Genomic DNA, 23724 nt, shown 5'->3' on the forward strand with positions numbered 1-23724 from the left:
GAGTTATATAATGATCACTTATCAGAAACAAACAGTGATGTGAATTCAAAATCTGCAACATTAAACAATCCTTTATCACCTAGTTTTAATGACGGGATAACAAGGAGAGATAAAAAAGATAGCGTCATAAATGGTGATTTTAAACTGCTTCCCATTTTAGCTGCATTTTGATTGCATACTTTATATTTTTCTGCTACTTCAGCACCGGAATCACAACTCATTAAACCGGCAACAGGCAAAGGTAGATGATTAAAGAATTCTCCATTTACGGTAACGATGCCTCCATTTCCTTCAATTAAAACATTAATTGCCCTGAGGATACTATCGTCATCACAACCGGCAACAATAATATTATGACTGTCGTGGGCAACTGTACTTCCAATTGCGCCCTTCTTCAATCCGAGGTTTTTCACAAACCCCACTGAAGGTGGTGTATCTTTATAGCGATTAACAACTACAAGTTTAATTATATCCTGATTCAAATCGGATGTTAACACACCTCCTGAAACATTCAAAGGTTTCCAATTATATTGAGAAGTTAAAAGTTCACCATCATGAACTTCTATCACTCTGACAGAATCATACTCATCTGGCAATTTTACCTCTAACTGTTTATGAGTAACAAGTTCAGTTCTGAATTTATTAACCGGATCTGCCGAAGGAACATCAAAGGTAATTCCATCATTTTGATGATATACCCTCTCCCCCTCAATATATGCTGACACCACATTGAAATTATCGAGATCTTCGACAACAATAAAATCGGCAGGATCATTTACGCGCAATAAACCTATTGGTAAATTGTAATGCTGAGCAGGGTTAATGGTAACTGCACGCAACAAGTCAAACAGATTAATTCCTTCCTTCAAGCCTAATCTTAACAAACGATCCATGTGTCCTTGAGATATTAAATCATCGGGATGACTGTCGTCAGTGCATAACATAAGTTTGTCAGGATGATTTTTGAACAATGATTTTAAAGCTTCAAAGTTGCGTGCGGCACTTCCTTCTCGTATCTGAATCATCATTCCCTTAGATATTTTCTCCTCTGCTTCTTTAAGGGTACTACATTCATGATCGGTAGAAATTCCAGCCGAAACATATTTATCAAGATTAGACCCGGTTAATCCTGGAGCATGTCCATCTATTGGTTTATTATATTGTTTTGCAAAATTTAACTTCTTGTGAACATCCACATCATCATAAATAACTCCTGGGAAATTCATCATCTCTGACAAAAACCAAACATCATCTCTCCTAAGTAAACTCTGTACTGCGCTACTATCAATCACAGCACCGGAACTTTCAAAAGAGGTAGCAGGAACGCAGCTTGGTGCGCCAAAAAAGAACTTGAGCGGAACTTTTTTACCGTCATTTATCATATATTCTACTCCTTCCACGCCGAGCACATTTGCAATTTCATGAGGATCGGAAACCACTCCAATAGTTCCACGTGGAACAACAATTTCAGCAAACCGCGAAGGTGTTAACATCGAGCTTTCAATATGAACATGGGCATCAATAAAACCTGGTAGGATAAAGTTCTCAAATTTCTCATCAAGTTTGACTATAGAGATGATTCCATTTTTACAGAAGGTGATTTCACCGGCAAATATTTCTTTGCGAAAAACATCGACAATATTTCCCTTTATGCTATTATTCCTCATATCGTAGAAGTCGTAGAATGATTAAATAAACAGAATAAACCAGAAAATTGTTTCACGTGAAACATTACCTTCCTAATAATACCAAAAGAACATTTATATCGCTGGGGGAAACACCACTTATTCTCGAGGCTTGACCGATGGTTTCAGGATCAACGCGTGTAAGTTTTTGGCGTCCTTCGGTACTGATGGTTTTAATATCTTCGTACTTAAATTTACCTTTTATCTTTAAGTGTTCCAGTCTCGTTAGCTTGTCTGCAATGATTCGTTCGCGAGCAATATACCCTTCGTACTTAAGTAAAACTTCAGCAGATTCAATTATCTCCTCTCGTCTATCCAAAGGTAATCCCACACAAAATTGCTTTAATGGTTTAAAAGATTCAATCAATTCAGACAACTTAACTTGAGGTCTTAAAACAATTGTATTTAGTTTTACACCTTGTTTCAAAGGAGACGATTGAATTGATTCAAGATAATTATTTATATCAGAGGTCTTAACACTACAGTTATTAATGAATTCGATTACGTCATTTCTAAATTTAACTTTTTCACTAAATATTTTATATCTGTAATCGTCAACTAGTCCAATTTCTCTTCCTTTTGGCGTTAGCCTAACATCGGCATCATCCTGACGAAGGAGTATTCGATATTCTGCTCGACTTGTAAACATTCTATATGGTTCATCAACGCCCTTAGTAATTAAGTCATCAATCAAAACACCAATATAAGCTTCATCCCTTTTTAATACGAAAACAGAACGCCCATCTAAAGCCAGTGAAGCATTAATCCCGGCAATTAAACCTTGTGCTGCAGCCTCTTCATAACCAGTTGTTCCATTTATTTGTCCCGCAAAATAGAGACCTTCAATTAACTTCGTCTCCAATGTGGCTTTTAATTGCGTAGGATCAAAGAAATCATATTCGATGGCATAACCAGGTCTAAAATATGTTGCATTTTCTAATCCTGGGACATGTTTTAAAGCTTCAAACTGTGTTTCCATAGGGAGTGAGCTGCTAAATCCATTAAGATAATATTCAATAGTGGTTTCTCCTTCTGGTTCAAGATACAATTGATGTCGATCTTTATCAGCGAAATTCACTATCTTAGTTTCGATGCTTGGACAATATCGTGGACCTAAACTTTGAATGGTTCCATTATACATGGGACTTTTATTCAAACTCCCTTCTATAATAGAATGAACAGTAGAATTTGTATAGGTGATATAACAACTTCGTTGTTTTAATCGTCTATTCGATATTGGAAGATAACTAAATTTATGAAAGGAATTATCTCCTGCTTGTTCTTCTAATTTACTAAAATCAATAGAGCGAGAATCAATTCTGACTGGAGTTCCTGTTTTCATCCGACTGGTAGTAAATCCAGCATTAAAAAGTTTTTCAGTGATTCCATATGAAGCAGGTTCAGAAATACGCCCGCCTTTAAGCTGAGTTTCGCCAATGTGCATTAAACCATTAAGAAATGTACCAGTAGTTATTATAATCTTAGAGGCTTTAAATTCAACTCCCATTTGAGTAATGACAGATTGAATTTTACCATTAGAAATGCAAATATCAACAACAGTATCTTGCCAAAAAGATATATTCGATATGTTCTCTAAAATATCACGCCATTTAATTGAAAAAACCATACGGTCACATTGAGAACGTGGCGACCACATTGCAGGGCCTTTGCTTTGATTTAGCATACGGAACTGAATTGACGAATAATCAGTAACTATTCCCATTTGTCCACCAAGAGCATCTATCTCTCTGACTATTTGACCTTTAGCAACGCCTCCAACAGCCGGATTACAACTCATTTGGGCAATTTTATTTAGGTCCATCGTAATTAATAAAGTACGTTTACCTAAATTTCCTGCTGCTGCTGCTGCTTCACATCCAGCATGCCCCCCTCCTACAACAATAACATCAAATTCAAATAACATCTTATAATTTTTAAACTACCAAATTTAGTAAACAATTAACTCAAAAAATTGATCAACCTCAAAAAATTAAAATTAAGTAAATACTAAACATAATAAAGACGCTCAGGATTAAGCGAAATAGAATGAACTTATACGATATAAAGAATAGTAGAAAGAAAAGTAAATAGGAAGATGATAAGGAAGTATATAAGCTTGTATTTCAAAGATTTAATTGAACTTATATGCGTTGAGCTTATCTAACCAAAAATCTTCATTTTTTCGCATTTCGTTAGATTGCACATCTGTTTTATCATCTTGACCAAGAAGGTGCAAAATGCCATGAACAATCACTCGACACAATTCATGTAAAAATTCAGTATGATAAATTTCAGAGTTACTTTTTACTGTATCGAGACTAATAAACAAATCACCCGAAATTACTTTTGGAGAAGAATAATTAAAAGTTATAATATCTGTATAGTAATCATGATCTAAAAATTGCTTATTAATATTTAGTATATAATCATCGTTACAGAATATAACGGAAATTGAACCACACGACTTAAGATAACTTTCAATAACCTCCTTTAACCAAACTGAGATTTGGTTATAATTAAGTTGAGGTAGATCTACATCTTCATTAAAAAAATGTATGTCCAAAACTAGGATAAATTAAAGTATAATTTAACTTTATTTCCGGGATGCTCAAACTCCATTCGATCAGCCAGATGATTCATTAAAAAAATTCCTCTGCCATGTGTTCTTTCAATGTTTTCTGGTGTTGTAGGATCTGGCAGATTAGTAAAATCAAAACCCTCACCGCTATCAGTAATACAGAATTCTATTTCATTATCGGAAATATCATATTCAATAAGGACGTTCTTATCTTTAACCATTTTATTTCCATGAACTATGGCGTTATTTACACCCTCAACCACAGCTAGTAATAATTTCCCATATACATCTGAATGAATATCATATTCAGCAGAGATATCATCAATTAGCTTCTCAACTAAACTGATGTTTTGTATTTCAGATTTTAGTGTCATTCTATTCACTTGTAAAAGCTTTAAAAATTAAAAGTATCCTGCATTACCTGAGATTTGTAACAATGATACATAGCTTTATACTAAAAAAAAACAAAAGAGTTTCCTAAATTAATCATTTTTTAAGGAACTAACCAATTAACAGGATCCAATTTTTGGTTTTCCTCCCATATTTCAAAATGCAAAATACCTCCTGAATCGTTATCTTCACGATATACTGTTCCCAGATTAGAACCTGCTGTAACAATTTGACCCTGTGCTACTTTAACTGTTCGTAAATTAGCGTAAACAGTTAAAAATTTACCATGTCTAACTATAACAGCAGTGTTATAACCAGGAATAGCAACTACACGACTAATTTCGCCATTATGAACGGCAAAAACATCATCATTTCCGCTGGTTTGAATATCTATACCGTTATTTTTAATTGTTACATTTGATAAAACCGGATGCGGATGCTCTCCAAAACTGTTGACAATTCTACCTCTACTGACAGGCCAGATTAGTTTTCCTTTAAAATCTCCAAAATTCTCACCTGTTGTTCCAGCACGAGAAGTTCGTATATATTCAAGTATTCGATTTTCAAGCTCTTCAGCTTGCTGTTGCTGTTTATTTAATTGTTCACGCAACCATCTTTCCTCACGTTGCAAATTTCGGATTAAGACATTTTTCTGTTGTCTGTTACTTGATAATTGAACGTACTCATTTTCAATTTCTTTAAGGGCTTCTTCCTTTTGCAATCGTTGAATTTGAATATCTTCTTGCAAAGCAAAAAGTAAATTTTGAGATGCTTTCAATTTTTCAGCTTGTTGTTGACGATACCGTGTATATTCTTGCAACAAACGATATCTTTGATATGCCTCAGAAAAACCATTAGCACTAAGAAAGAATATAAGCTCATCTAATGCATTTCTCCTCTTGTAAGTATCCTGTATCAAACGTGCATACTCTGTTTTTATACTTTCTATTTCATTTTCTAATTGATTAATTTGTCTTTGATTCTCCTCTAAACTTGCATCAATAATTGAAATTTCGTTCCGGATATCCGCCAAAAAAGATTCACGAATAGTAATTTCTCTTGTTAACAAGTTTAATTGTTGAAGATTAGTTTCACGGGTAGTTTGTTTAGATTGAAGCATTCTATTTGTACGGTCTATTTCCTGCAACAAAGCTTCTCTCTCAGCACGCAAATTATTAATATTTTGACCAGATAATGTTGTGTCTACTATCTGACAGCAAAAAAAAACAAATAATAATCTAAAAATTGACTCTTTCATAATTAGTTGGGATAGAAAATCCAATTGAAGCATCAGTGTTCATTTCAACCTGATTCAAATTTAATTCTAATTTTGCACTATTAGAGCCCATATTACCGACAATTCTAATAGAATAAGGAAATATATCTTTTCCATTAAAAGATCGAAAATCAGCATATCCTACATGCAAAGAAGTATTGTTACCAGGTTGATCAATAAAAGAACTTAAAACACGGTAAATATCAGGTAAAATATCTAAGCGTTGATATGTGTTATAAGAATTTGTATCTAACATTCGAGCATAAGTTCTGTCCTCGTGAGATTTTAAAGAATAGAAATCGTCATACACATCGCCTCTGTAACGCTTAATATTTGATATTTGATTAGATGGAAATTCAAACATCCTATTGGTCAATATCCGTTCTAAAATATCATAACTTAAAGGCACATTAAAACGGTTTGAGAGCTGTTGATAAGTAGCCACAGAATATTCACGATTAATTCTATCAATAATCTGAACAGACAACTTATCAAACTTAATTCTAACAGCTTCAATACCCATAAAAGGAATGACAGAAATGACAATTTCCTGATCCTTTTTTATGTACATATTGGCGCGAACACTGCGCTCCTGACCACCATGATCAATATTAGCAAGTAACCTTCTAAAAAATAGCGTATTAAATTGAATCTCATTTTTAATGATCTCTTCTACTAGCTCTACTTCAGTATAATCTCCAAGCGGCTTTCCCACAAAAATTCTGTCTATACTCCGACAAGAACCTAAGTATATCAATAAAAGAAGTGATACAAGTTTGAAAAAAATAAAATACCTACCCATCAGTTATTCGAAATAAGATTCAAATTCAATTTTTTTACTTAGAAATTCAGTAACTTCATCGTCGGTATACGAAGCTTTTTTCCAATAAGTTATAGCTTCATCCTTCATACCATTTTTATACAGTATATCTCCATAATGTTCCAAAATAACACCATTATCTTTTCCTCCTAATTCCATTGCTCTTTCAATGTAATACAATGCGTCCAGATATTTACCCTGCTGAAACAAAACCCAGGCATAAGTATCCAAATATGTATAATTATCAGGTTCTTGCAGTATAACTCTTGAAATCATTTCCTCAGCTTTATGAAGATCTCTCTTTTCAAGACTTAAAAAATATGAGTAATTATTTAATACAATGATGTTATCGGGATTTAGTGAAATACTTTTTTGATAGGATAAGAAACTCTTTTCAACGTTATCAGTCTGATAATAAAGATCTCCTAACAATCCCAAAACCTGAGCTTTTAACATGGAATTATTCTCGGCATTATCTCTTGCTTTTCCCAGATAGTATATGCTGCTGATTTTATCATCATCCAATAAAAAGGAAAAGCCAGCAATGTAATTAAAAAAAGGATTTGACGGGTATAAGGAAGCAGCTCTTTTTGAATATTCTGTTTTATCCTTTCTTTCCTGATCTTCAAATATTAATAATAAAAAATCGTGCCATATTTCTTCTTGCCTCTCGTCCAATAACAAGGCAGTTTCTAAAACATCAATGGACTTGGAATTATTTCCGGTTTCAGATAAAAAATTACCATATATAACATATCCCATTGATTCGTATGGATGTAATTCAATTAAGGCATTTAAAAATAGATCCATATGTTCTTTATTCAATGGATTATCAGGATCATCCATGTTCATGAGGAATGGTAAAATTCTTTGAATTTTAATATCAAGTTCCAAATTTGCATTAAAAAAACCATTCTTTAAGTGCTGAACAAAAGATGGTATATCATTTTCCAATAAAGCAAGATTGGCTAAACTAAAATGTATTAAACCGTTATCTGGAAAATCTACTAAAACTTGATTATAAGTGCTTGTAGCCTTTTTAATATCAGATTGTTGAACATAGAAATCACCTAAAAAAACGCGGAAATTACCATTATATGGATTTTCAGAAATCAGATTCTTAATCTCCCGTAAAGCAGATCTTTTTTTACCAGCTTCCAAATAAATTGAATGCTTTTCAAAGGTTAAGGCTTCATTAATTCCTATAATTGCTTCTATCCTATTAAGATACTCTATGGCCTCAACGTATCGGCTCTTTTCATATAGAATTTGACTGACCTGATATAAATATTCTGGATTATCAGCATCGAGTTCGACAAGATATTTAGATGAAAGTAATGCTTTATCAAACTTACTGTTATGAGAATACAATTGTGTTAGTAAGCTAATAAAATGTTCATTATGTGGGTCATACTGAACAGAACGAAAAGCAAAATTCTCTGCTTCACTAAATTCTCGATTACGAATAAGTAAATGACTAATTTCATAGTAACAAGTTGCACAAGTAGAATCAAGTCGTATGGCTTCCATGTAAAGTATGGCAGCATTTCCGAGATCTCCTAAGGCTTTTAATCGGTTTGCTTCAACAAAATAGAAGTTAAATCTTTGTGTGATAAAGTCGTCAGTATGTCTGATGCTGAAAAAACGTCCATCAGGATATAATATGTCTTCGAAAGTTGTTAATTCCTTAGTAGTACCACAACCAGTTAAAAAAGCAAGAAAGAAAGTTAATGCCAGTACAATATTTTTTAAAAAATCAGCCATTAAAATGTTTTTAAAATTAAGATAAATAACATCAAATTTATCTAGGATATTAATTATTAAATAATTGTAATACTGTGATATATATAAAGAATTAATTTAAAAATTAATTCTTACCTGTGTGTCCAAAACCTCCTTCGCCTCTTACACTTTCAGATAAAGATTCAGATAAAGACCAATTAAAATTTTCAAATTTATTGATGACCATCTGACATATTCTTTCTCCGTTTTTAATAATAAACGGAACGTTAGATAGATTAATGAGAATGACTTTAATTTCGCCACGATAATCAGCGTCGATAGTTCCGGGACTATTAAGAACGCTGATACCATGCTTATATGCTAAACCACTGCGAGGACGTATTTGAGCTTCAAATCCTTCAGGTAGTTCAATATAAAGACCAGTAGGAACCAGAATACGTTCCATAGGCTTTAGTTCAATATCTTCAGCAATAAAAGCACGTAAATCGACACCTGCGGATAATGACGTGGCAAATTCCGGTAAAGGATTATTGCTTTTATTTACAACTTTAATTTCTATCATGTGACTAAATAAATTTGAGAAAAAAACTTCAATTATGATTCTAAAATTTTAATTCCAGATTTTCCTTGCAAAAGAACAAAGATAGCTATAAACACAAATAATATAGTGATTTTAAATAGATAACGAAATAAATAAAAATCAATATCTACCAACTTATTAATTATGTATAGTACTAAAGCTGCTACAAAATATAGCAGAATTCTTTTTAATGGATAGGGAACAGGAAAATATTTATTACCGTATAAAGCAGAAAATAAAGCCATTAAACCATAACCGAAAAGCATTGAATATGCAGCCCCTATCATTCCAAAAATTGGAATAGTTATGAAATTTAAAGTGAGGGTTATAATCGTTCCTAATATACCAAAAATCGCTCCAAAATAGGTTCTATCGGTTAATTTATACCAGAGCGAAAGATTAAAGTAAATTCCATAGAATAATTGTGCCATCAGAACAACTGGAATAACTATATTTCCATAAAGGTATTCTTTGGTAAGCAAAATATTTATAAGATCTTGAAAAATAGTAACTCCCAGAAAAATAAAAAGTCCAAAAGCTATAAAGTAATCCATGATTAATGCATAACTACTTAATCCTTTATCTCTATTTTTAAAAAAATATGGTTCAAAAGCAAACCGGAAGGATTGAGTAAACAGGGTCATCAAAATTCCAATTTTAAAATTGGCCGCATAAACAGCCAATTCATTAAAGCCATCAGATCTTAAAATAGGAATAAGTATTTTATCGCTGTTTTGAATGATCATTCCGGTGATTCCTACTATTATAAAAGGCCAAGAGTAATTAAGAATACCTAAAATTATAGATTTGTCAAAAGTGCCTTTTAGTCGAAAAATTTCAGTAATAAAAAAAGAGAACATCAGTAAACTACTAATCAAATTACTTAGTAGAATGTAAAATACACCAGTACAAGATTCAAAATAATTTGCATAAGGTTTACCAATAATCTCAATTTTAATTAAATAAGGAATTAATAGAAGGAAAAATAAATTGAAAAAAATATTAGAAAAAATTCCAGATAATCTGATGATTCCAAATCGTATTGCTTTATTATTCAACCGCAAATTGGCGAATGGAACAGATATGAAAGCATCTATAGCAATGATCCATCCAATGAGAATAATGGATACGCGAAATTGACCATTATACAAAATGTTACTAATAAAGTCGGATGAAAAAGTAATGATAATGATTAATAAAAGACCAGAAACGGTTAATGAAGATAAAATACTAGCATAAACAGATGCGAATTTTTCACTTTTTGAAAACCTAAAAAAGCCAGTTTCCATTCCATATGTGAAAATTACCAACAATATAGATATGAAACTATAGAAATTTATAACTACACCATATTCTTCAGGTGACAATACCCTGATATAAAAAGGCATCAATAACCAGTTTAAAAGTCTACCGATCATTGTTGTGGAACCATAAATAATGGTTTCACTGGCTAATTTCTTTAAACCACCTGACATTTAGTTCTAAAATAAAGAAGTCTGTATATTTCCTGGCTCTCTTCCAAAGTGTTTATAAGCCAACCGCGTAACAACACGTCCTCGGGGAGTGCGCTTTAAAAATCCTTCCTTTATCAAAAAAGGTTCATATACTTCCTCTATTGTTCCACTATCTTCACTAACTGCGGTAGAAATGGTAGTAACCCCAACAGGACCACCATCAAATTTATCCATTAGAGTGAGCAAAATTTTACGATCCATATCATCGAGACCATACTCATCAATATTAAGCGATTTAAGCGAAAAACGCGTTATATCTAATGAAATTGTACCATCTCCTTTAACTTGCGCAAAATCCCTAACTCGCCGTAACAATGCATTAGCAATACGTGGCGTTCCTCTACTTCTTCGGGCGATTTCTTCAGCAGATTCCGGTGTAATAGAAGTATTTAAAATACCAGAAGAACGCAATAAAATACCACTCAATACATCAAGGTCGTAATATTCAAGATGACAATTGATTCCGAATCTTGCTCTCAATGGACTGGTTAATAAACCACTACGTGTAGTAGCTCCAATTAAAGTAAAAGGATTTAATTCAATTTGAATTGATTTAGCGCCAGGGCCTTTATCAATTAAAATATCTATTTTATAGTCCTCCATCGCAGAATAGAGATACTCTTCCACAATGGGGCTCAATCGATGTATTTCATCGATAAAAAGTACATCATTAGATTCAAGAGAAGTCAATATTCCCGCCAGATCTCCGGGTTTATCAAGAACAGGTCCGCTGGTTACCTTAAAGCCAACATTTAGCTCATTAGCAATAATATTAGATAAAGTTGTTTTTCCTAATCCAGGAGGTCCATGCAATAATACATGATCAAGCGCTTCATTTCTCATAGAAGCCGCCTGAACGAAAATCTTTAAATTCTCAACAACCTGTTCTTGTCCTTTAAAATCAAAAAAAGTTAGTGGACGAAGCTTTTGTTCTATTTCTATATCACCTGTAAAATCTTTTTCAGGATTTCTTAAATCAATATCCATTCTAATCGTATAGCCACACTAATTACTAATTATTCCCAAATCGGAAAGAATTGTATTAAAAACCTCAATATCAAAAGGCTTAGACATATACTCATCCATTCCAATAGACATACATTTTTCCCTGTCTGCATCAAAAGTGTTTGCTGTTAATCCAATTATAGGTGTGTGAATACCTTTGTTCTCTTCAATTTCTCTGATTTTAATAGTTGCTTCAAATCCATCCATAACAGGCATCATTAAATCCATTAAAATCAAATCATAACGTTGTTGAATAACTTTATCAACAGCCTCTAATCCATTATTGGCGACATCAATGCTGAACCCAAATTTAGTCAGATTCAAAAAAATTAATTTTTGATTGAGTATATTATCCTCAACAAGCAGTAATGATAAATTCTTCATCTGTCTATATACTTTTTTAGTGCAGTTCATAACCTACACCAATCATAGATTAAGTTTTAAGGATAAATTAACGAAATATGGCTGAAAAATAATGATATAAATCTAAACAAAAAAATAAAAGCAAAAATACATGAAGCTGATAATCATCATCTACCTATTTTAAAAAAGTATGCAGATTGTAACATAAATACTTATAAATTCAATTTTTCTGAAATCTCCAACATCTTATGAATTGGTTTAATAGCCTTTACTCTTAATTCATCTTCGATATTGATTTCAGGTAATTCGTTTTTTAAAGCTAAATAAATTTTTTCGAGAGTATTAAGTTTCATAAATTCACAGTCGTTGCATCCACATGTAGAATCCATTGGTGGCGCAGGAATGAAAATTTTATCAGGAGATGCTTTTTGCATTTGATGTATGATTCCTGATTCGGTTGCGACAATAAATTTTGATTTATCACTGCTTTTGGAATAATTAAGTAAAGCTGCTGTGCTGCCTATGAAATCAGCCATTACCAATAAGGGCTTTTTGCACTCAGGATGTGCCAATAAAAGAGCATCCTGATGCTCTTTTTTAAGATCTACTATTTTTTGTACCGAAAATTTTTCATGAACATGACAGGCGCCATCCCATAAAACCATTTTACGACCTGAAATGCTTTGAAGATAATTACCTAAATTTCTGTCTGGTCCAAAAATGATAGGTTGATCTTCAGGAATACTATTAATGATATGTACAGCATTGGTACTTGTTACAACAATATCTGACAAAGCTTTAACTGCAGCTGTGGTATTTACATACGTAACTACTGTATGCCCAGGGTTCTTTGCAATGAATTCAGCAAACTCAGGAGCAGGACAACTATCAGCCAGAGAACAGCCTGCATTTAGATCGGGAACTAAAACCTTTTTATCTGGAGATAATATTTTTGCAGTCTCTCCCATAAACAGTACACCTGCAAGTAAAATAATATCAGCATCAGTTTTAGCTGATTGTTGAGCCAGTGCCAGACTGTCTCCAACAAAATCTGCAATATCTTGTATTTGATTTACCTGATAATAGTGCGCCATAATAATGGCATTTTTCTCCTTTTTTAAACGATTGATTTCTTCTACTAGATTCAAATTTTTATCAATTCGTTCATTTACGTACCCATCTTTTATCCACTCACTATTATTATACATTATTTTAGAATTTAAAAATATAATGATGATGATAATACTCTGTTAGTAATGTTGAAAAAAATGTTTCGAAACTATTGCATATTTGTGAAATCAGATTGATTCAAATAGTTATAAACATTTAAAATTTTAATATAATTCTATTTTTTAATTAGTTATGAATGATATTCACACATTGTTAAGAACCTGTAAAGTTAAAAATTTTGTAATCGAAACTACACCTGTTTTATTACTAATTGTGTTTAAAACTATTTTTATATATGTGCTATTTATTTTGCTCAATTGAATTTGGAAGACAATAAGGAAATATTTCTCTAAAATGCAAGATCTTTTTTTGAAAAAGGATCAATATCTATTCACACTTTATCAACAATTATTTCTACAAATTGTTGTGTTTATTTTATTTCTATCTTTGTAATGACATTACTAAAGATAAAATCTTATAAACTGACCAAAAAGAATCTGATGACTATTAAAAAAATTGCTATAGGTTGTGACCATGCAGGGTATGAATTAAAGGAGATTTTAAAGGTATATCTGCAGACACAAAACTATGAAATAATCGATTTTGGAACGCATTCAACCAATAGTGTTGATTATGCAGATTATGCACATCCACTTGCTGATTCTGTTGAAAGTGGAAATTGCGACATTGGTGTTACTATTTGTGGTAGTGGAAATGGTATTAATATGACAGCCAATAAACATAAAGGAATACGCAGCGCATTATGCTGGATGCCTGAAATTTCCCGATTGGCTCGTTTACATAACGATGCAAATGTTTGCAGCTTACCAGGACGTTTCATAACTGTTGAGGATGCCAAGAAAATTGTGGATTTATTTCTAAGTACTGAATTTGAAGGTGGGCGACACACCGAAAGAATTCGTAAAATGTGTGACTTTTAGAAACAAATGGATAAAAAGATTTTAAATTCCGGTGTTCTGTTTTTGTTACAGATACCGGAATTGTTATTTTTATCTGTATTTATTTGAATAAAAGCATGTTTTCACCTCGTTATGTATTTAATCGTAAAGCTTCTGATGTGGCTTTTGAACTTAAACATAGAAATACCATTAGGTATAATATGTTGAAGTACAGTCAATCAGTTGAGAAGGGAAAAAGTCGGTATCCAAACAGAGTTGATATTCATGATTTTGCAGCTGTTACAAAAAGAAATGTATTATCGAATTTACCTGAATACTTGGAAGAATTTGAGAAAAATGCAATTGCTAATAACATTGAGGTATTATGGGCAGAAGATTCACATCAGGCAATTTCAATATTAAGGGATATCATTAATAAATTTGGAGTTAAATCAGTAGTTAAAACAAAATCTATGACTTCTGAAGAAATTGATTTTAATGAAGTTTTTCAGAAGCATAACATTGAATGTATTGAAACTGATTTAGGTGAGTTTATTGTCCAACAAGCTGGTGAGCGTCCTTACCATATTCTTACACCGGCCATGCATAAATCTGCAGGTGATGTAGCAAAACTTTTTAATGAAAAATTTAATACCGATAAAAATGCTTCAGCTGCCGATATAACATTATTTGTTAGGGAATATTTACGGAAAAAATTTCTTAATGCCGATATGGGATTAAGCGGTGCTAACTTTTTACTAGCGAAAGAAGGTGCTGTTGCTGTAACAGAGAATGAAGGGAATGGATTATTTACTTTTGGTTTTCCAAAAGTGCATGTGGTATTAGCAGGTATTGAAAAATTACTTCCTGGAATCAATCAACTACACCAATTTTGGCCATGGTTGGCTTTACATGGCACAGGACAAAAAGTTACCGCATATAATTCAATCATATTTGGTTCCAGGCAATCAGATGAGCGAGATGGTCCTGAAAAAATGATTGTTATATTGCTGGATAATGGGAGATCAAATTTATACCATCAGCCGCATCAATCTGAAGCATTATCTTGTATTCGCTGTGGTGCATGCCTAAATGCTTGTCCCATATACAAGAATGTTGGAGGATATACTTACCAATCTGTATATACCGGCCCCATAGGATCAGTGATTGAACCGCATTTAAAGGGTTTTAAAAAATTTGGTCATTTAAGTTTTGCAAGTACTTTATGTGGAAGTTGTTACGATGTATGTCCGGTAAAAATTAATTTACCAGATTTATTAATCAGGAATCGTAAGGATTATGTTGAAGGGGGTTATGATTCACTTGTAAGTAAAACTTCTATGACTTTAGCCCGAGAACTTCTTATGAAACCCGGTTTTAACAGAAATATTAATTATAAAAGTAAAAAATTGCTTATATCTTTGGTTTATAATTATATTTTTGATGGTCAACGAAAATTTCCCGAACCGAAGGAAGATACTTTCCAAAATCAGTGGTTAATTAATAAATAGTAACTATGTTATCAAATACATGCAGATATGCAGTTCGTTCTATCATTTACATAGGCATTAAGTCTTCAGTTGATCAACTTATAAACGTTAAAAAAATTGCATCAGAACTAGATGTTCCCATGCAATTTTTAAGTAAGATCCTTCAGATATATGTTAAAGCTGGAATTTTAAAAAGTTTTAAAGGTCCAACGGGAGGATTCTCTTTGGCACTTGATCCTTATTCAGTTTCTTTATACGAACTGGTAAAAATTATTGATGGTGACCAAATATTTGAAACTTGTGTAATAGGTACAAAACCATGTTACAGTAAGAATAGTAATAGCATGAAGTGTCCGGTTCATGATCAATATAGTGCAGTAAGAAGCCAACTTACTGAATTTTTTAAAAACGAAACTTTAGGAGCAATAATGGATAATTATGCCAATAAAACTGATGATTTTTTAATGCTTTAGTATTTTAATGGCTAAAGAAAACAGATAAAATCCCGCTACTACGCCTAAAACGTTTGCTATAAAATCAAATAGCTCGCAACTTCTATTTGCTAAAGATGGTTGTATCAACTCAATAATTCCGCTTGCAACAATTAATGCGATAATGGGTATCAGATTCACTCTGTTTTTTATGGAGAATTGATGTTGTTTGTTTCTGAGGTATTTTTCAAAGAAGAGTGTAAAAATTATGGCAAAATACATCAGAAAATGCACAATTTTATCCGAACCCGTAAAATTCCAAATATTGTGATTTGGTACTTCTGAACTGGGCAGCAAACTTAGAAAAATTACAACTGTACAGACCAGAATTGTTAATTTGAACTGATTTATTAAACTTATAATACTTTGCATGGTTCTTTATTTAATTTGCCAAATTAAGATTTTTATGCGAAACAGACTCTTAATTTTGATCATGAAGGGTTAATAAATATTCTATTTCAACAGGTTTTTAATAATTGTGATGTTATTTTGTTGATAACCCCGGTTTTTCTGTTGATAAACTGTTAAAAAATACGTGTAAAACGCTGTTTTTAAATGTTTCACGTGAAACATTTTGTGTAAATATTTAATGTAATGGCAGGAATTTATATTCATGTTCCATTTTGCGTTTCAAAATGTCACTATTGTGATTTTTTTAAGACCACAAATACTGAAATGTTGAATGGTTATTTAGATGCATTGATGGAAGAATTTTTACATCGTAAAAATTCTTTTGATGAAGATATTTCTACCCTATATTTTGGTGGAGGAACACCCTCGTTAATTCCATTACCCAATTATGATGCCATTTTTTTCAGACTTAAAAAGTTATATCAATTTCTTCCCGATGCTGAAATTACCATAGAAGCAAACCCTGATGATTTAACGAGTGATTATTTAATGGGTTTAAGAGAAATTGGTTTTAACAGAATCAGTATAGGTATTCAAAGTTTTCATGACGATGATTTGAAAAGAATGGGGCGTCGGCACACTGGAAAACAAGCGAGGCAATCGGTTATGGCGGCCAGTGATGCTGGATTTAAGAACATTAGTCTGGATTTAATTTATGGATTATCATGGTCGGGAACAGAAAAATTTGTTGAAAACCTGAAAATGCTAAAGGATTTACCTTTTCAACATTTGTCTGCCTATCATTTAACCATAGAGCAGGGTACTAATTTTTATAAACTACATAGAAAGGGAAAACTTCGCGAAATGGATGAAGATGAAAGCTTAAAACAATACCTTTTGCTGTGTGAGTTTGCTCAAAAGGCAGGTATGGAGCATTATGAAGTTTCAAATTTCTGTTTACCCGGTTATATATCAAGGCACAATTCCTCATATTGGGATGGAACATCTTATATTGGATTTGGCCCCGGAAGCCATTCATTTTATGGCGGCTCCCGATATTGGAATCAGTCGGATTTACTTAACTATATTGGTAAGAAATTTGATTTAGTTAGAGAACAGGAATTACTTACCTCTATAAATAAATTCAATGAGTTAATAATGCTAGGATTACGTACCAAAAGAGGAATAGATATGTCTGGAGTTACCTCCGATTTTCAAAATCATTTTAATACGATTGTGCAAAAATGGGTTAATAAAAAGTCTCTATATCAAGAGGGTTCTTTTTTGAAATGTTCTGAGGAAGGTTGGTTTATAGTTGATGCCATAATTGAAGATTTTTTTGTTGATGCCGATTTGTAATCACATATTTTTCTCTTATGAAGATCGTTTCTTATATATTGTCTATTTTTGTGGTAACATCGGTGTTCAGAATGAATTCCATTGAATATTCTGATGCCATGGAGGCATCAGAAAACTATATTTTATTGGATGTTAGAATGTATGAAAAGTACCAGTTAGAAAGAATTCCCAGCGCCTTATACGCCGGAGAGCGAAAACATTTGGATGAAATAACTGCTAATTTGGATAAGGATACAGATGTTTTCATTTATTGCAGTTATGGCGACCGATCTGTGGAAGTTGTTAAAATTTTGAAGAGAAAACGATTTAAGACCATTTACGATTTGGAACATGGTTTTGAGCAGTGGTACATGGATAAAATGCCGATTGATACTTTAAAAATTAGATAACAAAGCATCCTTCTTATAGCTTAAACGAGATTTAAATGAAAAGTAAGTCCCCCATTATAGCCACATGGTGCTCTATTGTATTAAATGTACTTCTGTTTATATTGAAATTTTGGGCTGGTGTTGTATCTAATTCTGTTGCACTGCTTGCCGACGCATGGCACACACTTTCCGACTCATTTTCTTCGCTTGCTGTGTTAATTGGGTTAAAATATTCCCATCAACCAGCGGATAAAAATCATCCTTTTGGGCATGGACGCGCAGAGCTTATAGCCTCTCTGGTTGTTGGTGTTTTATTGGCTGTGGTAGGCTTTAATTTTTTGGTGGAATCCATCACCAAATTTCGCAATCGCGAAATTGTTGAATTTGGATCTCTTGCCATTTGGGCAACAGCTATTTCCATTGTTGTAAAGGAGGTAATGGCCAGATATTCCATCTACATCGGGAAGAAGCACAGGTACAATTCGCTGGTTGCCGATGGATGGCATCATCGAAGTGATTCCATCACGAGCGTTGTCATTTTAATCGGAATCTTTTTTGGAAGTAAAATTTGGTGGATTGATAGTTTCCTCGGACTTATTGTTACCGCTATGATTTTTTATACTACTTATGGAATCATGAAAGATACCATTAGTGTGTTGCTGGGAGAAGCAATTGATAAGGAAATGGTAAATAGCATTGTGGCTTGTGAAACGGAGGTTGGTGAGAGTATTTCTCTGAATCCCCATCATTTTAAAATTCACACATATGGTCAACATACTGAATTAACATTTCATATTACTCTACCCGGACATTTTAGTTTGGAAAAGGCACACGATATAGCCAGTAAATATGAGCGTATAGTGGAAGAAAAGCTGGATGTATGCGTAACCATACATGTAGATGCTGAGGAATAAAAAAAAACGGTCGAATTTCGGACCGTTTTTTCATAATAAAGATTGTTCTATTTTGCTTAAAAGTTCATTTCTCCTTCAGAAAACTGCCTTACAAGCGATACCACTGCTTCGGCACATCCCTCCTGTCCTCCCGGAAACGAGAAAACCAACTGATATACTTTCGAAGTTCTGACAATGTAATCAAATGCTGCAAAGGTTCTGCCTCCTTCACGATTGCTCGCAAGCAGTCTGTCCTGATCATATAATTGCATTACAATGTTGTCAGCGTTTGCAGCACCATTTACTACGTTAAATCTATATTGACTGCGACTGTTGAGCATCACATTAAATTTTACTTGACCGGTTTTAACTTCGGTAGGGCTTTTGGTGAGGTTAACGGAATAATCTCTGATGTATTGAGCATCTCCCATTCCCTGCAATGCAGCTTTTCTTACTGATTCATCGCATTGTGCCCAGGTATTGTATATTCCGAAGGTAAATACCAAAAATAAACTAATTATTACCTTTTTCATGGTAGATGTTATTAATTAAAAGTTGTTTAATCGGATTATTGAATTTTCAAAAATACATTATCATTTAATTATGAGATAATTTTTGTGCGAATTTCTTCAATAATCGTCATAATATTTTCAAGATCTTCATCGGTGTAATGCACAGTACTTATTTCATCCTGTATAAAAATCAATACGCCATCTTGTTCTATTCTTTGTGGTTCACCGAGTTCGGTTGTAATTCTGATTGGCACGTAGGCCTCTTTTAATCTTGCTATATCTTTGGCCAAATCAGCAAAATTTGGTTCGCTTGTGTAATTTGAAAGAATAATTTCAAGGATGTTGATTACATTTTTCTGCTCCGCAATTCTAATCTTCAGATCTTTGTCTCCCGATTGTCTTACAACGTTTGAGGCAATCCACAAACCTTCAATCCAGGCTCCGGTAACAATTAAAGTACTTACGTTACTCCTGTTTTGTTCGCGAAGGTAATTATCCATGCGATTAAAACTGGATACCGACATTTCCATCAATGAATCCAGATTAGATGAACTGGATGCCATTCTGCGAAGGGAATTGAAGTCGAAGAATTGTCCTACTCTAATTCCATCTGCAAGGCTGTTTACAGCCAATAAATAGGAAACAACGATATTGCTCTTGTCAAAGGTGTTGATGTATCCTAAATCGGCGCTAAAAACACCTAAATTAAGCGCTCTTTTAAAACTGGTCTGATACCTGGACACATTATCAGGATCATTAAGAATTCTTTGGGTAAATTCTACACCTGAAGCTTTAAACAGGTTGGCCATTTCCACCGGAGAAGAAATGTTACCTATAACTTCGTTCATAATCTCTTCCGAAAGTTTAAGAGGAGCGTCAGTTATAAGCGAATCGGGTAAAACCAATTCGTCTGAACCGCGCCTATCGGCATCGGAACATCCTTTACAACCAGAAAATAGTTGAAAACCGGCAAGTATCAGCAGTACAAAAAATAAATTCTTTATCATGACAAATGAAGTTTAAGTTTCACTATATAATTATTGTCTTTATACATCTATGTATGTGAAAAGGTTACTTTTTCCTGAGTTTAATTGATCCAAAGTAGTCGATGCCTCGTTTCAGGAGATCAAAATAGAGTACAATGTAAAGTAAAATTGTTAACACCCACACCATGGCCACATTGAACCACAAAGTTTCGTAAAATCTTCCGCCGAAATGTTTCATCGGTGCAAAAAAATGGGTGCGGAACGACCAGAAGTAATCAGGTTCAGGCATTTGGTAGATGGGATCAGCCATTTGAACCAGTTCATTATCCTGACGCAGAATTTTATTTCTTTCGAACTCGCGTCTTACAATGGATGAAATGCTTTCATTATAGTGGTCATCTTTTATTTGATTAAATCTGTCGGGATCCTGATTCATATTAAGCGTAATGAATTGATCCTTTAAAGTGTTGGCTCTTGAAAACATGGCTCTGTAATGTGCAGACAGCGCATTTACGTATTCATGTGCTTTGTTGGCCACCGATACGCTATAATTCTCGGGGTTTAACTGATCAATAAAATTGAATTCAATTTCCGGAACTCTGCGCATCTCTTTTGACAGCTCGTTGAAGAGCAAACGGACATTATTAACAAACTGACGATCATCCCGCGGCTTTTCATCCATTATATGTACCGAAGTTTGATCAATTATTTGTCGCAATTCAGGAATGTAATGAACGTTTTTGTAGTCTGCGTGGCTTTCCTGCATTTCAATTTCAAAAGAGTTTCTTTTGAAATTGTTGTGTTTATACTGATGTACAATTAATCCTTCATAAACATATCGTGAAGGCATAAATTCGGCTATGGCAGGAACTTTATCAACACTTGTAAAATCCTTATTGAGTTTATCAAAAGTAAACATTGCACCACCAAGTACCATTTGCGGAATCATAACCAGTGGTATCAATATATAAATGGTAACGATGGAGTTAAATGATGCCGACAATATGAGTCCCAGAATATTGGCGAATGCAGATATGGAGAAAAGTGCCAACCAGAATTCAAAATACATATTTTGAATTCCAAGTATATAGTTTCCTACAAAAACAAAGAGAACCATTTGTATGGCAGAGATTGTGAACAGCAGCAATATCTTCGAAGCCAAATAACTTGAGCGGCTGAGCTTCAGAAATGATTCGCGCTTGAGTATTTTCGCATCCTTAAATATCTCTTCAGCACTTACAATTAATCCAAAGAAGAGGGCTACTACAATTCCCATAAAGATGTAGGGAGGAATATTTTCATTTTCACGGAAAATGTAAATATTTGAGGTGGGATCGGCAATATATCTGATCAGGTATGCAAGAATAAAACCAAGAAATGGTGCTTCGAGCAAGTTCAGAATGATGTATTGCTTGTTGCTGATTTTTGAGAAAAAATCACGCAACGTATAAATTTTGAACTGGTTAAACCAGGACGGGATATTCAGACTTTTGGGCGGTTGTGTCTCAACACGCTTAATTTCAGGAATTGGGTTTTCCTGTTTAAAATGATCATGCCACTCTTCAGGAGAAACTTTACGTTTATTTGTGTAGTTTCCGTATTCATCAATTACGCTGGCATCAATAATGTTAAAGATCAACTCTGGATTGAGGTTTCCGCAGGTTGGACATTCCCCCTGATCGCTGTTGATTTGTGCATCCAGTTGCTTAAAATAGATGAGTGATTCGCCGGGATTGCCATAATAAACCGGATATCCTCCTGTGTCGAGGATATACATTTTATCAAACATCTTATAGATATCGGAAGAAGGTTGGTGAATTACCACATAGATAAGCTTCCCTTTCAGGGCAAGTTCTCGTAATAAATTCATCACGTTTTCCGAATCCCGGGAAGAGAGTCCCGAAGTTGGTTCATCTACGAATAGGATTCCGGGCTCACGAATGAGTTCCAGTGCAATGTTCAATCGTTTTCTCTGTCCGCCACTGATCATTTTATTGAGCGGCGATCCAACTTTTAGATGGCGACGTTCATATAAGCCCAGGCTTTGAAGAGTATCGTCCACCAGACTATTTATCTCCTCTTCTTTTTTATCTTTGAAGCAGAGTTTCGCATTGTAATAGAGGTTTTCGAATACGGTTAATTCTTCAATAAGGAGGTCATCCTGCGGAATAAGACCGATCACACCTTCTATCTGATCTTTTTCAGTGTGCAGGTTGAAACCATTGATGAGCACTTCTCCCTCGGTGGGGGCTTCAATACCGGATAAAACATTAAGCAAGGTTGTTTTTCCTGCACCGGAGGCACCCATAATTCCTATAAGTCTTCCCTGCTCTTCAGCAATATTGATGTTACGTAAGCCTACAGCACCGTTTTTAAAACGGAAAAGCACGTTGTTTACTTCGTAGCTTATTTTGTTCGCTGCCGAGTCGGTAAGAAAATGGCCTGCAACATCGGTATAGTATACTGGTTTTCCTTTGGGAACGCGGATAAAACTTCCTTTGGGAAACAGATAAATCCGGGTTTTATTGATGACCAAACCGTTTAGGAAGATTTCCTGATCACCCGTATAGCGCATAAAGTAAAGGTCAGCGCTTTTTATTCTCAGAATAATGATGCTGCCGCTTAGTCCCGAAGTTTGTATGTGCTTATTTTGAGTTCCGGATTGTTCCTGGTCATTAACCAGCATGAAATCCTGATGATCAAGTTTTACCGGATCATTATGCAGGATAAAATTTTCAACCGCGGATACTTCATTTTTTGGAATTTTAAAAACATCGGCAACGGTATTGATGATGGCCATTCGTTGCTCGGTGAATTTCATATCCATGCTGATTAGTTCGTAAAGACGAACCAATACGACTATTTTCTGTTCCCGGTTTAATTGTTTGTTGATTTTTTTACAGATTCCCAGAATTCTTACAGAATCTTTCATGGAGGTTAGTTTAACCTTTCCTCCCTCCTCTTCACCATCGGAATCGTCTGATTTGGCTTTTGCAGAGTGCTTGAGGAAAAGTGCAAAGTATTCTTCAACAGCGTCACTACTTAGCTGCTGTTTAAGGAACATCCGCACATATTCGGTTTCGTTGGAACCAACTCCTCCATCCTGTTTGGTTAATAAACCAAACAGTTGCATCAACGCTTTTAGTATCTCTTCACTCATTCTTTAAGCTCAATGAATATTCAGAAAAATCTGTAAACTTCAACCTGAATTCTTTCAAAATCGCCTGAATAAAAAACCACAGGAGATTTTT

22 protein-coding genes are annotated in these 23724 nt (G+C 33.8%); 6 read left to right on the forward strand and 16 right to left on the reverse strand.

Annotation, left to right across the window (positions count from 1 at the left end; translation table 11 throughout):
* Positions 1–14: 14 nt before the first annotated feature.
* The 12 genes from ade to nadA all read right to left on the reverse strand — a co-directional run bounded on the left by ade (position 15) and on the right by nadA (position 13162).
* Positions 15–1667: an adenine deaminase gene (gene ade, locus B5X70_RS06180; protein WP_079557028.1), complete on the reverse strand. Its 1653-nt coding sequence runs from the start codon at positions 1665–1667 to the stop codon at positions 15–17.
* Between the two features lie 64 nt (positions 1668–1731).
* Positions 1732–3609: a tRNA uridine-5-carboxymethylaminomethyl(34) synthesis enzyme MnmG gene (gene mnmG / locus B5X70_RS06185; protein WP_079557029.1), complete on the reverse strand. Its 1878-nt coding sequence runs from the start codon at positions 3607–3609 to the stop codon at positions 1732–1734.
* Positions 3610–3816: 207 nt separating this feature from the next.
* Positions 3817–4248, reverse strand: a complete 432-nt coding sequence (ybeY, locus tag B5X70_RS06190; RefSeq protein ID WP_079557030.1) for an rRNA maturation RNase YbeY — start codon at positions 4246–4248, stop codon at positions 3817–3819.
* A gap of 2 nt (positions 4249–4250) precedes the next feature.
* Positions 4251–4637: an ATP-binding protein gene (locus B5X70_RS06195; protein WP_079557031.1), complete on the reverse strand. Its 387-nt coding sequence runs from the start codon at positions 4635–4637 to the stop codon at positions 4251–4253.
* A 119-nt stretch (positions 4638–4756) separates the two neighbouring features.
* Positions 4757–5911, reverse strand: a complete 1155-nt coding sequence (locus tag B5X70_RS06200; protein ID WP_079557032.1) for a murein hydrolase activator EnvC family protein — start codon at positions 5909–5911, stop codon at positions 4757–4759.
* A complete protein-coding gene (locus B5X70_RS06205; protein ID WP_157666486.1) occupies positions 5892–6644 on the reverse strand; it encodes a lipoprotein insertase outer membrane protein LolB1 in 753 nt (250 codons plus the stop codon). Before B5X70_RS06205 ends, B5X70_RS06200 begins: the two co-directional genes overlap by 20 nt.
* A gap of 90 nt (positions 6645–6734) precedes the next feature.
* On the reverse strand, positions 6735–8513 hold the full coding sequence (locus B5X70_RS06210) for a tetratricopeptide repeat protein (protein WP_079557034.1): 1779 nt from the start codon (positions 8511–8513) through the stop codon (positions 6735–6737).
* A 103-nt stretch (positions 8514–8616) separates the two neighbouring features.
* On the reverse strand, positions 8617–9054 hold the full coding sequence (gene dut / locus B5X70_RS06215; RefSeq protein WP_079557035.1) for a dUTP diphosphatase: 438 nt from the start codon (positions 9052–9054) through the stop codon (positions 8617–8619).
* A gap of 32 nt (positions 9055–9086) precedes the next feature.
* Positions 9087–10547, reverse strand: a complete 1461-nt coding sequence (locus tag B5X70_RS06220; RefSeq protein ID WP_079557036.1) for an oligosaccharide flippase family protein — start codon at positions 10545–10547, stop codon at positions 9087–9089.
* A 6-nt stretch (positions 10548–10553) separates the two neighbouring features.
* A complete protein-coding gene (gene ruvB, locus B5X70_RS06225; RefSeq protein ID WP_079557037.1) occupies positions 10554–11573 on the reverse strand; it encodes a Holliday junction branch migration DNA helicase RuvB in 1020 nt (339 codons plus the stop codon).
* 18 nt (positions 11574–11591) lie between these two features.
* Positions 11592–11975, reverse strand: coding sequence for a response regulator (locus B5X70_RS06230; RefSeq protein WP_079557038.1), 384 nt, complete (start codon positions 11973–11975; stop codon positions 11592–11594).
* A gap of 191 nt (positions 11976–12166) precedes the next feature.
* The gene (nadA, locus tag B5X70_RS06235; RefSeq protein WP_079557039.1) at positions 12167–13162 is read right to left on the reverse strand and encodes a quinolinate synthase NadA; all 996 of its coding nucleotides are present in this window, start codon (positions 13160–13162) and stop codon (positions 12167–12169) included.
* Between the two features lie 462 nt (positions 13163–13624).
* Here nadA and rpiB point away from each other — a divergent pair, with 462 nt between their 5' ends.
* The 3 genes from rpiB to B5X70_RS06250 all read left to right on the forward strand — a co-directional run bounded on the left by rpiB (position 13625) and on the right by B5X70_RS06250 (position 15986).
* Positions 13625–14065: a ribose 5-phosphate isomerase B gene (gene rpiB / locus B5X70_RS06240; protein WP_088328592.1), complete on the forward strand. Its 441-nt coding sequence runs from the start codon at positions 13625–13627 to the stop codon at positions 14063–14065.
* Between the two features lie 95 nt (positions 14066–14160).
* Positions 14161–15534, forward strand: coding sequence for a lactate utilization protein B (locus B5X70_RS06245; RefSeq protein WP_079557040.1), 1374 nt, complete (start codon positions 14161–14163; stop codon positions 15532–15534).
* A 5-nt stretch (positions 15535–15539) separates the two neighbouring features.
* Entirely contained in the window at positions 15540–15986 is a 447-nt protein-coding gene (locus B5X70_RS06250) for an RrF2 family transcriptional regulator (RefSeq protein ID WP_079557041.1), read from the forward strand.
* Here the strand turns inward: B5X70_RS06250 and B5X70_RS06255 are convergent.
* Entirely contained in the window at positions 15975–16376 is a 402-nt protein-coding gene (locus B5X70_RS06255) for a VanZ family protein (RefSeq protein ID WP_079557042.1), read from the reverse strand. The genes B5X70_RS06250 and B5X70_RS06255 overlap by 12 nt on opposite strands.
* A 222-nt stretch (positions 16377–16598) precedes the next feature.
* On the opposite strand from B5X70_RS06255, the gene hemW reads away from it, so the two are divergent.
* The 3 genes from hemW to B5X70_RS06270 are packed head-to-tail and all read left to right on the forward strand — an operon-like array spanning position 16599 to position 18996.
* Positions 16599–17714, forward strand: a complete 1116-nt coding sequence (hemW, locus tag B5X70_RS06260; protein ID WP_079557043.1) for a radical SAM family heme chaperone HemW — start codon at positions 16599–16601, stop codon at positions 17712–17714.
* 17 nt (positions 17715–17731) lie between these two features.
* Entirely contained in the window at positions 17732–18103 is a 372-nt protein-coding gene (locus B5X70_RS06265) for a rhodanese-like domain-containing protein (protein WP_079557044.1), read from the forward strand.
* A gap of 35 nt (positions 18104–18138) precedes the next feature.
* Entirely contained in the window at positions 18139–18996 is an 858-nt protein-coding gene (locus B5X70_RS06270; protein WP_079557045.1) for a cation diffusion facilitator family transporter, read from the forward strand.
* Between the two features lie 56 nt (positions 18997–19052).
* Here the strand turns inward: B5X70_RS06270 and B5X70_RS06275 are convergent, their stop codons facing one another.
* The 3 genes from B5X70_RS06275 to B5X70_RS06285 all read right to left on the reverse strand — a co-directional run bounded on the left by B5X70_RS06275 (position 19053) and on the right by B5X70_RS06285 (position 23633).
* The gene (locus tag B5X70_RS06275; protein ID WP_079557046.1) at positions 19053–19508 is read right to left on the reverse strand and encodes a hypothetical protein; all 456 of its coding nucleotides are present in this window, start codon (positions 19506–19508) and stop codon (positions 19053–19055) included.
* Positions 19509–19576: 68 nt separating this feature from the next.
* A complete protein-coding gene (locus B5X70_RS06280) occupies positions 19577–20494 on the reverse strand; it encodes a hypothetical protein (protein ID WP_079557047.1) in 918 nt (305 codons plus the stop codon).
* 64 nt (positions 20495–20558) lie between these two features.
* A complete protein-coding gene (locus B5X70_RS06285) occupies positions 20559–23633 on the reverse strand; it encodes an ATP-binding cassette domain-containing protein (RefSeq protein ID WP_232468427.1) in 3075 nt (1024 codons plus the stop codon).
* Positions 23634–23724 lie beyond the last annotated feature (91 nt).

The sequence above is a fragment of the Alkalitalea saponilacus genome, from assembly GCF_900168165.1.
GTDB lineage: Bacteria > Bacteroidota > Bacteroidia > Bacteroidales > Marinilabiliaceae > Natronoflexus > Natronoflexus saponilacus.